This is a genomic window from Promicromonospora sp. NPDC057138 (assembly GCF_042670845.1).
Classification (GTDB): Bacteria; Actinomycetota; Actinomycetes; order Actinomycetales; family Cellulomonadaceae; genus Promicromonospora.
Genome location: NZ_JBHUUX010000023.1, coordinates 20,471 through 33,507 on the forward strand (window position 1 = coordinate 20,471; position 13,037 = coordinate 33,507).

The window sequence follows — 13,037 nt, forward strand, 5'->3', positions numbered from 1 at the left end:
CCCCGCTACGCCGGCGGTCGGGGCGGGGCCGTGCTCTGCCGGACTTTGAGCTCGACCGGGACCACCTCGTGGAGGTCGTCCTCGTCGTCCTCGTCGCCCTCCGCCTCGTCAGCGCTGGTCTCGGCCAGGCTCACCTCGGCGGCGTTCACGCCGCCCCCGGCCCGGACCTGCTCCAGCAGCCGGGCCACGAGCCGCCGGCCGATCTCGTCGAAGTCCTGCACCACCGTCGTCAGCGGCGGCCAGAGGTACCCGGCCAGCAGGATGTCGTCGAACCCGACCACCGAGACGTCGCCCGGCACGGCGCGCCCGGCCTCGTGCAGGGCCCGGAGCACCCCGGCCGCCATCTCGTCGTTGGCGCAGAACACCGCGGTGACGTCCGGGTCGGCGGCGAGCCGGCGTCCGGCGTCGTATCCCGAGGCCGCCGACCAGTCCCCCACCACGATCTCGGGGACGGGGCTGCCCGCCGCGCCGAGCGTGGCCCGCCAGGCCTCGGCCCGCAGCTGCGCGGGCGCCGAGTCGGCCGGCCCTGCGACGTGGTGCACCGTGCTGTGCCCCAGGTCCAGGAGGTGCTGCGTGGCGCGGCGGGCGCCGTCGGCCTGGTCCGCGCCGACGGCGGGGTGGTGGCCCACGAACCGCGAGTCGGAGACCACCACGGGCAGCCGCGGCGGCAGCGCCAGGGTGGCCGGCGTCGCCGTCTCGGCCCGGATGATCACCAGGCCGTCGATCGCCTGGTGCGACAGGCGGTTCGCCGCGGCCGAGACGACGTCGGACGTCGGGTTCTCGACGTCGATCAGTGTCACCGTGTAGCCCTCGGCGCGTGCCGCCTCGACCACCGCCTCGACCGTCCGGGACTCGCCGGTCCGGGCCAGCCGGTGCGCGATCACCCCGATCGTCCGGAAGCTGCCGTACCGCAGCGCGCGCGCCGCGGTGTTGGGCGCGTAACCCAGCTCCGCCATCGCCGCGAGCACCTTGTCGCGGGTCTTCGGACGCACGTTGTCCAGACCCATCGACACCCGCGAAACCGTCTGGGTCGACACCCCGGCTAGCGCCGCGACGTCCACCAGGGACGGACCTCTGCCCTCCACGCCATCCACCTCCTCGTGATGCGCCTCGCACCGGTGCGCGCTTGACACTCCGGGTGACTCACCAGCACCCTAGTCCGAGTCACCATGTTTACGTCAACACGACGACATGCTGACCCCACCCGTGAAGGAGCAACTTCCCTTGACCACGCTCGCATCGCCGCCGGCAGTGCACAGGACCATACGACGGATGCGACACAGCTCCCGCTGGACCGGATGGGGCTTCGTCGGCCCCTTCATGATCGTGTTCGCGCTGGTCTTCCTCGCGCCGATCGTGTACTCGCTCTACCTGAGCCTGTTCCAGACGAAGCTCGTCGGCGGCACGTCGTTCGTCGGGTTCGACAACTACGCGCGGGCGCTCGGCGACCCCCAGTTCTGGGACGGCGTCGGCCGCGTGACCCTGTTCCTCGTGGTCCAGGTGCCCGTGATGCTCGGGATCTCGCTGCTGGTCGCCCTGGCGATCGACAGCGGCCGCTTGTACGGGCGCGACTTCTTCCGCCTGGCGATCTTCCTCCCGTACGCGGTGCCCGGCGTCGTCGCCGCGCTGATGTGGGGCTTCATGTACGGGGAGCGGTTCGGCCTGGTCGGCAACGTCAACGACCTGCTCGGCACCAGCATCCCCGACCCGCTCGCGTCCGCCCTCGTGCTCCCCGCGATCGGCAACGTCGTGACCTGGGAGTTCGTCGGCTACAACATGCTGATCTTCTACTCGGCCCTGCGCGTCGTGCCGGCCTCGCTCTACGAGGCCGCCGAGATCGACGGCGCGGGCCCGTGGCGGGTGATCTCCGCGATCAAGCTGCCGGCGATCCGGGGCGCGCTGGTCGTGGCGACGATCTTCTCGATCATCGGCTCGTTCCAGCTCTTCAACGAGCCGAGCATCCTGCAGTCGCTGTCGCCGAACTACATCTCGACGCACTACACCCCCAACCTGTACGCCTACTCGCTGTCCTTCTCCGGGCAGCAGTACAACTACTCGGCCACGGTGGCGATCATCATGGGCGTGCTCACGATGCTCGTGGCCTACGTGGTGCAGCTGCGCGGCATGCGCAAGGAGGCCTGAGCCATGAGCACGAACACCCTGATGACCGCGCCCACCGCTCGGACGCACCGGCCCCGCCCCCGCATCCGGCAGCGCCGCAGCTCGCACGCCCGGCCCACGCGCAGCATCCTGCTCACGGTCCTCACCGCACTGGTCGGCATCTACGCCCTGATCCCGCTGGTGTGGCTCCTGATCAACGCGACGAAGACCCAGCCCGACCTGTTCAGCTCGTTCGGGCTGTGGTTCAGCGGCGACTTCGCCCTCTGGGACAACATCGTCGGCGTCCTGACCTATGACGGCGGGGTGTTCGGGCGCTGGTTCCTCAACACGCTCATGTACGTGGTGCTGGGCGCCGGCGGCGCCACGCTGCTGGCCCTGCTCGGCGGCTACGGCCTCGCGAAGTTCACCTTCCCCGGCAAGCGCGCCGTGTTCGCGACGGTCATCGGCGCCGTGGCCGTCCCGGGCACCGCCCTGGCCGTGCCCACGTTCCTCATGTTCGCGAACATGGGCCTGACCAACACGCCCTGGTCGGTGATCATCCCGTCGCTCATCTCGCCGTTCGGGCTCTACCTCATGTGGACGTTCGCCGCCGACGCGGTGCCGGACGAGATCATGGAGGCCGCCCGGATCGACGGCGCCAGCGAGGCCCGCACCTTCTTCCAGGTGTCGCTGCCCATGCTCGCCCCCGGCATCGTGACGGTGCTGCTGTTCACCGTCGTCGCCACCTGGAACAACTACTTCCTGCCGCTGATCATGCTGCGCGACCCGGACTGGTACCCCCTGACCCTGGGTCTGAACGCATGGAACCAGCAGGCGACCACGGCGGGCGGCGAGGCCATCTTCAACCTCGTCATCGCCGGCTCGCTCCTCACGATCCTGCCGCTCATCGCGGTCTTCCTGCTCCTGCAGCGCTACTGGCAGTCGGGTCTCGCCGCCGGCAGCGTCAAGGAGTGAGCACTCCCCGCACGGCCTTTCCCAGATGAACCACAGAGACTCCGTTCGACTGACGAAGAAGTGAGAGGAACCACCATGACCATCCGCCACCACCGCGCCCTGGGTGCGCTCGCCGCGGCGAGCGCCCTGGCGCTCACCCTGACCGCGTGCGGGTCCGGGTCTGACGGCGGCGACGCCCCCGCCGAGACGGTGTCCCCCGAGGACGTCTCCGCGGCGCTCGAGGAGGGCGGCGACCTGCTGGTCTGGGCGTGGGACCCCACGCTGGACCAGGTCATCAAGGACTTCGAGGCCAAGTACCCGAAGGTGAACGTCGAGGTCGCGAACGTCGGTACGGGTAACGACCACTACGTGGCGCTGCAGAACGCGATCAGCGCGGGCTCGGGCGTGCCCGACATCACGCAGATGGAGTACTACGCCCTGCCGCAGTTCTCGATCGGCAAGTCCCTCGCGGACCTCGCGCCCTTCGGCGCGAGCGAGCTGAGCGACACCTTCTCCCCCGGCCCGTGGGACTCGGTGACCGACGGCGACGCGGTGTACGGCCTCCCGACGGACTCCGGCCCGATGGCGCTGTTCTACAACGCGAGGGTCTTCGAGGAGGCCGGGGTCGAGGTGCCCGCCACCTGGGACGAGTTCGCCGACGCCGCCAAGAAGATCCACGACTACGACCCGAACACGTACATCACGTCGGACAGCGGCGACGCCGGGTTCGCGACGTCGATGATCTGGCAGGCCGGCGGTCACCCGTTCAAGGTGGACGGCACGAACGTCACGGTCGACCTCGCCGACGAGGGCTCGGCCAAGTGGGCCGAGAAGTGGCAGGGGCTCATCGACGACGGTCTCCTGTCGGACGTCCCCGGTTGGACCGACGAGTGGTTCCAGGGCCTGGGCAACGGCGAGATCGCAGCGCTGGTGACCGGCGCCTGGATGCCGGGGAACCTCGAGTCCGGTTCCGCCGCGGCGTCGGGCGACTGGCGCGTGGCACCCATGCCGCAGTGGACCGAGGGCGCTCACGAGACCGCCGAGAACGGCGGCTCCGCGCTGTCGATCACGGAGGCGAGCGAGAACAAGGCGCTGGCCTACGGCTTCCTGGAGTACGCGAACGTCGGCGACGGCGTCGCGACGCGCCTCGAGGCAGGCAACTTCCCGGCCACGCTCGCGGACCTCACGGACGAGAAGTTCCTCGGCGAGGAGTCCGAGTACTTCGGCGGTCAGAAGATCAACGAGGTGCTCTCGGAGTCGGCCACGAGCGTCGTGCCCGGCTGGCAGTACCTGCCGTACCAGGTCTACGCGAACAGCGTGTTCCCGGACACGGCCGGCCAGGCCTACACCGGCTCGACCCCGCTGAAGGACGCCCTGGGCGCCTGGCAGGAGTCGATAGTCAGCTACGGCAACGAGCAGGGCTTCACCGTCAGCGAGTGAGTACCTGTTCGCCGAAGTAGAGCGCCTGTCCCCTTCTCGATGAGGCTCGCCACGTGCGAGAGCGGGACAGGCGCTCTACTTCGGCGGACCCCCACATCACCCCAGAGGGAGCATCTATGCCCATGTTCGACATCGGACCCGAGGACTTCCTGCTCGACGGCGAGCGGATGCAGGTCGTCAGTGGCGCGCTGCACTACTTCCGCGTCCACCCCGACCAGTGGGCCGACCGCATCCACAAGGCCCGGCTGATGGGCCTGAACACCATCGAGACGTACGTGCCGTGGAACTTCCACGCGCCCGAGCCCGGCGTGTTCGACCTGGACGGACGGCGCGACCTGGGCCGGTTCCTCGACCTAGTGGCCGCCGAGGGCCTGCACGCCATCGTGCGGCCGGGCCCCTACATCTGCGCGGAGTGGGACGGCGGCGGCCTGCCGGCCTGGCTCCTGGCCGACGACGCCGTCGGCGTGCGCCGCCACGAGCCGCGGTTCCTCGAAGCGATCGGCAAGTACTACTCGAGCCTGCTGCCGCTCGTGGCCGAGCGTCAGGTGACGCGCGGCGGCCCCGTGCTCATGGTGCAGATCGAGAACGAGTACGGCGCCTACGGCGACGACCCCCTGCCGGAGCGGCAGAAGTACCTGCGCGCGCTCGTGGACCTGACGCGCGACCAGGGCATCGACGTGCCGCTGTTCACCTGCGACCAGGCCAACGACGAGATGCTCGCCCGGGGCGGCCTGCCGGAGCTGCACAAGACCGCGACGTTCGGGTCGCGCAGCACGGAGCGGCTCGAGGTGCTGCGGCGGGCCCAGCCCACGGGGCCGCTGATGTGCATGGAGTTCTGGAACGGCTGGTTCGACTCGTGGGGGCTGGAGCACCACGTGGCGCCCGCCGAGGCGAACGCCGCCGACCTGGACGACCTGCTCGCGGCCGGCGGGTCCGTCAACCTGTACATGTTCCACGGCGGCACCAACTTCGGGCTGACCAGCGGCGCGAACGACAAGGGCATCTACCGGCCCATCACGACGTCGTACGACTACGACGCGCCGCTCGCCGAGGACGGCACGCCGACCGCGAAGTACTACGCGATGCGCGACGTGATCGCGCGGCACCTTCCGGTGCCCGACGAGGCGGCCCCGGCGGTCCCGGAGCCGGCGCCCGTCCTGGACGTGGCCCTGACCGCGCACGTCCCGCTCGCCTCCGCCGTGCCCGCGCTGGTGCGCGGCGACCTGGGCGCGTTCGACCACGCGCCCACGATGGAGGAGCTGGGCCTCTGGTCGGGCTTCGCGGTGTACCGCACCACCATCCGGCCCGACGACGCCGTCCTGGCCGTCGACGAGGTGCGCGACCGGGCCGTCGTGCTGCTCGACGGGGATCCGGTCGGCGTGCTCGACCGCGGGTCGCACACGTACGCCGTCGCCCTGCCGGCCCGGGCGGGCGAGCTGACGCTGCTGGTCGAGAACCAGGGGCACGTCGACTACGGCCCCCGGATCGGCGAGCCCAAGGGGCTGATCGGGTCCGTGCGCACGGCGGTGCGGGTGCTGGACCACTGGGAGGCGGGCGCGCTGCGCGTCGAGGACGCGCCGGAGCTGCTGCGGGCGGCGCTGGACGCTGGCGGGGGCGACGGCGACGGCGGGGGCGCGGCCACGGCCGGGCTGCACCGGGGCACGTTCGACTCGGTCGCCGGGGCGGACCACTTCCTGCGCCTCGACGGCTGGACCAAGGGCCTGGCCTGGGTCAACGGTGAGCTGCTCGGCCGCTACTGGAGCCTCGGCCCCACGCACACGCTGTACGTCCCGGGCCCGCTGGTGCGGGAGACGGGCAACGAGCTGGTCCTCCTGGAGCTCCACGGCGCGGCGAGCACGCGGGCGTCCTTCGTGGCCGGCCCTGCCCTGGGCATCACGGAGCAGTAGGCCGCAGGCAAGGGTCTCGACAGGCTCGACCACCGGTGCGACAGGCTCGACCACCGGTGCGACAGGCTCGACCACCGGTGCGACAGGCTCGACCACCGCTGGTCGAGCCTGTCGAGACCCTGTTCGTGCGTCAGCCCTTGACCGAGCCGAGCATCACCCCCGAGACGAAGTACCGCTGGACGAACGGGTAGACGCACAGGATCGGGATGATCGTGAGGATCATCGTCACTGCCTGGATGTTCGCGGAGATGGCCGCCGTCGTCGTCCCCGCGGCCGCCGCCCCCTCCGACGCCGTGGTCGACGCGCCCGCGATGAGGTTGCGCAGGAAGAGCGTCACGGGGAAGAGCTCCTGCTTGTCGAGGTAGAGGAACGCCGCGAACCAGTCGTTCCAGTACGCGACCGAGTAGAACAGGACCATCGTGGCGATGACCGGCTTCGACAGCGGCAGGACGATCCTGCAGAAGATGCCGAACCAGCCCAGCCCGTCGATCTGCGCGGCCTCCTCGAGCTCCCGGGGCAGGCTCTCGAAGAAGGCCTTCATCACCAGCAGGTTGAACACCGAGATCGCCCCCGGCAGGATCACCGCCCACATGGTGTTCTTCATGCCGAGGGCCGAGATCAGCACGTAGTTCGGGACGATGCCGCCGTTGAAGAACATCGTGAAGACGGCGATCCCGATCAGGACGTTCCGGCCCCGCAGGTGGGGCTTGGAGATCGCGTACGCGAAGGTCGTCGTGAGGACCATCGCGATGGTCGTTCCGAGGACGGTGTACAGCACGGTGTTGCCGTACGCGCCCCAGAACGTCCCGTTCTGGGCTACAGCGCCGTAGGTGTCGAGGTTGAACCCGACCGGCCACACGCTGACCAGGCCGGCCTTGATCGCGCCCGGGCTGGAGAACGACTGGGCGATCACGGTCACGAACGGATAGAGCATCACCGCGCACACGAGCAGGAGCACTACCGTGTTGGCGGCCGTGAAGGCTTGGTAGCCCCGCGTGTCGCGCGGGCCGACCGACACCCCGGAGCCCGCCGAGACTGACGACACGGTCATGGCGTTCTGGGTCACCACAGGCTTGCTCCCGTCATTCGTCGCGAGATGAAGTTCGCCGACAGCACCATGACGAGCCCGATGCAGGCCTGGAAGAGCCCGATCGCCGCCGCGTAGCTGAGGTTGTTGGACACCAGGCCGACGCGGTACAGGTACGTCGAGATGACGTCGCCCGTGGCGTAGGTCAGCGGGCTGTAGAGGAGGAGGACCTTCTCGAACCCGACGTTGAGGAAGGTCCCGATGTTGAGGATCAGCAGCGTGATCATGGTGGGCCGGATCCCGGGCAGGGTGACGTGCCACGTCTGCCGCCACCGGTTGGCGCCGTCGATCCGGGCCGCCTCGTAGAGCGAGGCGTCGACGGTCGTCAGCGCGGCGAGGTAGAGGATGGTTCCCCACCCGAGGGTCTGCCACACCTCCGACCCGACGTAGATCACGCGGAACCACTCCGGCCGCTGCAGGAACGGGATCGCCTCCCCGCCCAAGGCCTCGGTGATCTGGTTGACGGTGCCCTGCAGCGACAGGAGCTGCATGACCATGCCGGCGACGATCACCACCGAGAGGAAGTGCGGCAGGTAGGAGATCGACTGGACCACCCGCTTGAACGCCTTCTTGCGCACCTCGTTGAGCAGGAGCGCCAGGACGATGGGCAGGGGGAAGCCGACGATGAGCGTGAGCAGCCCGATGGCAGCGGTGTTGCCGAACACGTGCCAGAACATCGGGTCGTTGATGAACATGTCGACGTAGAGCAGCCCCACCCATTCCTCGCCGAAGATGCTCCCGCCCGGCCGGAACCGGCGGAACGCTATGACGTTCCCCAGCATCGGGCCGTAGCGGAAGATCAGGAGGAACACGACCGGCAGGACGGCCATCAGGTAGAGGACGCCGTCCCGCCGCCACACGACCCGCCACGGCACCTTGGGCCCGTGACCGCCCGGTCGAGCGGTGTTTCCCTGTGGTCGGCCGACGGCGGGCCGTCGGCCGACCAGTGGTTCGGCGACCACTACCCGTTGCTCTCGGCGAAGCGCTGGTAGGCGCCGTTGACGAGGTCCAGGTACCCCTGCAGGTTCTGGCCCTCGAGCTCGGTGACGTACGCGTCCCACTCGCTGAGGTCACGCTCGCCGAGGATGAACTTGAGCGTGTTGGTGTTGACGGTGTCCGTGAGCGTCGTCGTCAGGAGCGAGGCCTGCTCGAGCTCCGCCTCGTTCAGCGGCGCGGGCGGGAACGGGTCGCGCGGCGTCCTCGTCGAGAGCACCGAGTCGATGTACTCCACGAACTGGGGCGAGTTGTACGACTCCTTGAGGGCCCTGGACTCGGTGGAGCCCGCGAGGACCTCCGACGAGAACCCCAGGTCCTTTCCGATGTCCGTGGGCGCGTCGGGGTTGAGGTTGAACGCGTCGAGCGAGTAGTCGGGCTCGAGCGTGAACTTCCCGTCGTCGGACTTGGTGTACGTCTCGCCCTCGACGCCCCAGCGCAGCATCTCGCGGGCGTCGGGGCTGTAGTACAGCCAGTCCAGGAACTGCAGCATGGCGATGAAGTGCGGGTCGTCCTTGGCCTCGGAGTTCACCATGAAGCCGTTCCAGAAGTTGCGCGGCTCGACGACCTGGCCGGCCTCGCCGCCCGGGGGCGCGATCTCGACGACCTCGTGGTTGCCCTTGCCCTCGGTCTCGTCGAGCGCCGTCGAGAACTCCTGCACGGTGCCGTTCGAGCCGGAGGCGGCGAAGACCTTGCCGGCGGCGAACTTCTCGGTGACCGTCCCGCTGCCGTCGTTGGCTGCGGTGAACGACTCGGGGTCGAGCAGCCCGTCCTCCACGAGCCCGTGGAAGTACTCGACCATGTCCCGGTAGCCGTCGGACGTGCCGGCGTAGACGAACTCGCCGGCCTCCTCGTCGAAGAACGTGCCGTCGCCGTAGCCCCAGCCGGCCCTGGTCCCGAAGGCGTGCGAGGCGTAGTTGAGCATCGACTGGCCCTCGAACCCGTCGGCCAGCGGGTAGCTGTCGGGGTACTTGGCCTTGATCTTCTCGAGCCCCGTGCGCAGCTCGTCCCAGGTCTCCGGGATGGGTGCGCCGACCTCGTCGAACACGTCCTTGCGGACCAGGAGCGTGAAGACCGGGACCGAGACCTCCTGCAGGCCGGGCATCATGTAGTACTTGCCGTCCGCCTGGCGCAGGTTGTCGATCATCGGGCGCAGGTCCCACTCCTCCACGTACTTCTGGAAGTTGGGCATGTACTCCTCGTAGTCGCTGAGCGGCAGCACCGCGCCCGACGCCGCGAAGCTCTCCTCCTCGCCCGTGTAGACGAGCGGGATGATGTAGGGCGCGTCACCGGCGCTGAGGAGGAGGCTGCGCTTCTCCGTCGCGTCGCTGAACGGGATGTTGGTCAGGTCGAGGGAGACGTTCGTCCGCTTCTCGATCTCGTCGAAGAGCTGCCAGGAGTCCTTGACCGGAAGCTCGGGCCAGTCCGTCCAGAGCATCGAGAAGTTCATCGGCTCAGTGGCCTTGAACTGCTGGTCGGCCTCGAAGCTCGCCATGGCGCCGGTGGTCTGCTCGAGCCCGTCGGGCTCGTCGCCTCCGCCGCCGTCCGCGGTACACGCGGCCAGGGCGAGCAGTGTCGCCACGCCCACGACCGCCGTCATGCGCCGGCCTGCGCGGCGCGCCCGTCGAGATGTCACGTCACGAGTCATGTCTCTCCTCATCGAGAACCGATCCCGAGCGCCAGTGCCCGGGCATCACCTGCGTCAGTCGCGCTCAGCCGGCCGCGTTCGACGGCTTGCCGAACACGAGGTTGATCGAAAGCTTTTCGTGGTGTTTCGGAAATTTACCGTTAAAGTAGGCCAGGGTTGGATGCCCGTCAAGCCCTCGGTCCGGGCGAATTCGTCGCCTCCGGGCGCGCGGCAGCGAAGCGACCGATCGTCTCGGGCGCGCTCGAAAGTTTCGCGGTCAGACCCGCGCGCCGTCCTTCCACACCTGCGACACCAGCGGCACGCCCGGGCGATAGGCCAGGTAGAGGTGGCTGGGCGCGTCGAGCACGGTGAGATCGGCGCGGGCACCGACCCGCAGATGGCCGACGTCGTCCCGCCTCAGCGCCGCAGCGCCGCCCGCCGTCGCCGACCAGAGCGCCTCGGCGGGGCTCATCCGCATCTCGCGGACGGCGAGCGCCACGACGAACGGCATGGACGAGCTGTAGCCCGAGCCCGGGTTGCAGTCCGTGGCGAGCGCGACCGGCACGCCCGCGGCGAGCAGCCGGCGCGCGTCCGGGTAGGGCGAACGGGTGGAGAACTCGACGGCGGGCAGCAGCGTGGCGAAGGTGCCAGGCGCGGTGCCGGCCCAGGACCCGGCGAGCGCGTCGACGTCGGCGTCGGACAGGTGGGTGCAGTGGTCCACGCTGGCCGCCCCGACCTCGACCGCGAGCCGCACCCCGGGGCCAGCCGAGAGCTGGTTGCCGTGCACCCGGGCGAGCAGCCCGGCACGCAGGCCGGCGGCGAGCACGGCCCGGGACTCGTCCTCGTCGAAGGCGGTAGGCGCCGCTGGCTCGCAGAACACGTCGACCCAGCGGGCGTGCGGCGCACAGGCGGCGAGCATCGGCCCGGTCACGAGGTGGAGGTATGCGGCGCGGTCGTCCGCGTACTCGGCGGGGACGGTGTGGGCGCCGAGGAACGTCGTCTCCGGCGTGAGCTCGCGCGCGACCCGCAGCATGCGGGCCTCGGTGGCGACGTCCTGGCCGTAGCCGCTCTTGATCTCGACGGTCGTGGTGCCCTGCGCGAGCATCTCCCGGACCAGGGCCTGGCCGCGCGCCCGCAGGGCCTCCTCGGTCGCGGCGCGGGTGGCGGCGACCGTGGTGGCGATGCCGCCGCCGGTGTACGGCTCGCCGGTCATCCGCGCGGCGAACTCCGCGGACCGGTCCCCCGCGAACACGGTGTGCGAGTGCGAGTCCACGAAGCCCGGGAGCACGCACCGGCCCTGGAGGTCGACGGCGACGTCCGCCGCAGGCGCCGACGACGCCGGCCCCGTCCAGGCGATCCGGCCCGCCTCGATGACGACGGCGGCATCCGGCACGACGCCGAGCCCGCCCGATCCAGCGCCCTGCGCCAGGTCGTTCGTGACCAGCTCGCCGATGTTCGTCAGCACCACGCTCATGCTCTGCTCCTCCATGGTTCCTTGGCGGCGGACCAGGTCTCTTCGATCGCCTCCGCGAGCATCCGCCCGACATTCCCGGCCCGATGCTCGCCGCCCCGCACCACAATCTCGCCGCCCGCCACGACGTCGGACACGTCCGCCGCGCCCGCCACCAACGCGACCTGCGCGGGGTCGATGCCCGCGGTGCGCGCCGTGTCGAGGCGCACCGCGACCAGGTCGGCGGGTGCGCCCACGGCGATCCGCCCGGCGTCCGGCCGACCGAGCGCCGCATGCCCGGCCGACGTCGCCAGCTCGACCAGGGTCGCCGGATCGAACGCGCCGCGCCGTCCGGCCGCGAGCCGCTCGTGCTCCTCGACGCCGCGCGCCTCCGCGAGCACGTCGGCGGTCACGTGCTGGTCCGTGCCGACCGACAGCGGGCTGCCCGCCCGCAGCAGCCGGAGCCCGGGGGCGATGCCGTCGGCGAGGTCGCGCTCCGTCGTCGGGCAGAGGCAGACGCCCGTGCCCGAGCCGCCGAGCAGCGCGACGTCGTCGTCGGTCAGGTGCACCGCGTGCACGGCGGTGGTGCCAGGGCCGAGGGCCCCGGCGTCGTGCAGGAGCCGCGTCGGGGTGACGCCGAAGGCCGCGAGCGCCGCCTCGTTCTCGCCGGGCTGCTCGGACAGGTGGACGTGCAGGGGCGCGCCGGCCTCCCGCGCCCAGCGGGCGACGTCGCGCAGCTCGTCGGGCGTGACCGCGCGCACGGAGTGGGCCGCCGCGCCGACGAGCACGCGGTCGTCGCCGGCCCAGGCGGCGCGCAGCGCGTCGACGCGGCGGGCCCACGCCTCGACGGTGCCGTCACCGAAGCGGGCCTGCTCGGGCGTGAGCGGCTCGTGGCGTTCCGGGCCGACGCCTGCGGCGTCGACGCGCGTGGCGCCGAGGCCGCCGTGCAGGTAGCAGGTGTCGAGCAGCGTGAGGTGCACCCCGGCGTCGCGCGCGGCGGAGCGCAGTGCCTCGGCCATGACGTTCGGGCCGCCCTCGGACGCGGGGTACGGCGTCCCGTCCGCGCGATGGTGCACGTAGTGGAACTCGCCGACGGCGGTGGTCCCGCCCAGCGCCATCTCCGCGAATACTGCGCGCGCCAGCCGCTCGTACAGCTCGGGCGTGAGCGCCGAGGCGAGCGCGTACATGCCCTTCCGCCAGGTCCAGAACGATCCGCCGCCCGCGTGTGTCCGCCCGCGCAGGGCGCGGTGGAACGCGTGCGAGTGCGCGTTGGCCAGGCCGGGGAGCACGATCCCCCCGAGGCGCACGTCGCCGTCCGACGCCGGAGCACCGGGCTCGACGCCGACGATCCGCCCGCCGTCGGTCTCGACCCGCACGGCCTCGACGACGCGACCCGGCGCCCCGCGGTCGCCGGGCACCCAGGCCCGCTCGCACCAAAAGCTCACTGGTCGTCCCTCTCCGTAACGCTGCATGCCCGTG

General features: G+C 70.7%; 10 protein-coding genes. 4 read left to right on the top strand and 6 right to left on the bottom strand.

The annotated features are described in order from the left end of the window. Positions 1-5: 5 nt before the first annotated feature. Positions 6-1,085 (bottom strand): LacI family DNA-binding transcriptional regulator, encoded by a 1,080-nt coding sequence (locus ACFT2C_RS14460; protein WP_377207751.1) that lies wholly within the window; start codon positions 1,083-1,085, stop codon positions 6-8. 187 nt (positions 1,086-1,272) lie between these two features. On the opposite strand from ACFT2C_RS14460, the gene ACFT2C_RS14465 reads away from it, so the two are divergent. From ACFT2C_RS14465 to ACFT2C_RS14480, 4 genes are all read left to right on the top strand, one after another. Continuing rightward, on the top strand, positions 1,273-2,142 hold the full coding sequence (locus ACFT2C_RS14465) for a carbohydrate ABC transporter permease (protein ID WP_377207752.1): 870 nt from the start codon (positions 1,273-1,275) through the stop codon (positions 2,140-2,142). A 3-nt stretch (positions 2,143-2,145) separates the two neighbouring features. Then, on the top strand, positions 2,146-3,075 hold the full coding sequence (locus ACFT2C_RS14470; RefSeq protein WP_377207753.1) for a carbohydrate ABC transporter permease: 930 nt from the start codon (positions 2,146-2,148) through the stop codon (positions 3,073-3,075). Between the two features lie 75 nt (positions 3,076-3,150). Next, positions 3,151-4,494, top strand: coding sequence for an ABC transporter substrate-binding protein (locus ACFT2C_RS14475; protein ID WP_377207754.1), 1,344 nt, complete (start codon positions 3,151-3,153; stop codon positions 4,492-4,494). A 116-nt stretch (positions 4,495-4,610) separates the two neighbouring features. Next, positions 4,611-6,401 carry a beta-galactosidase family protein gene (locus ACFT2C_RS14480; RefSeq protein ID WP_377207755.1) on the top strand — a complete coding sequence of 597 codons (1,791 nt, stop codon included), beginning with the start codon at positions 4,611-4,613 and terminating at the stop codon, positions 6,399-6,401. Positions 6,402-6,531: 130 nt separating this feature from the next. Here the strand turns inward: ACFT2C_RS14480 and ACFT2C_RS14485 are convergent, their stop codons facing one another. The 5 genes from ACFT2C_RS14485 to ACFT2C_RS14505 all read right to left on the bottom strand — a co-directional run bounded on the left by ACFT2C_RS14485 (position 6,532) and on the right by ACFT2C_RS14505 (position 13,030). Continuing rightward, entirely contained in the window at positions 6,532-7,452 is a 921-nt protein-coding gene (locus tag ACFT2C_RS14485; RefSeq protein WP_377207756.1) for a carbohydrate ABC transporter permease, read from the bottom strand. 11 nt (positions 7,453-7,463) lie between these two features. Further along, positions 7,464-8,318: an ABC transporter permease gene (locus tag ACFT2C_RS14490; protein ID WP_377207800.1), complete on the bottom strand. Its 855-nt coding sequence runs from the start codon at positions 8,316-8,318 to the stop codon at positions 7,464-7,466. Positions 8,319-8,449: 131 nt separating this feature from the next. Next, positions 8,450-10,129, bottom strand: coding sequence for an extracellular solute-binding protein (locus ACFT2C_RS14495; protein WP_377207757.1), 1,680 nt, complete (start codon positions 10,127-10,129; stop codon positions 8,450-8,452). Positions 10,130-10,385: 256 nt separating this feature from the next. Continuing rightward, positions 10,386-11,582 (bottom strand): imidazolonepropionase, encoded by a 1,197-nt coding sequence (gene hutI / locus ACFT2C_RS14500; protein ID WP_377207758.1) that lies wholly within the window; start codon positions 11,580-11,582, stop codon positions 10,386-10,388. Beyond that, positions 11,579-13,030: a formimidoylglutamate deiminase gene (locus ACFT2C_RS14505; RefSeq protein WP_377207759.1), complete on the bottom strand. Its 1,452-nt coding sequence runs from the start codon at positions 13,028-13,030 to the stop codon at positions 11,579-11,581. Before ACFT2C_RS14505 ends, hutI begins: the two co-directional genes overlap by 4 nt. Positions 13,031-13,037 lie beyond the last annotated feature (7 nt).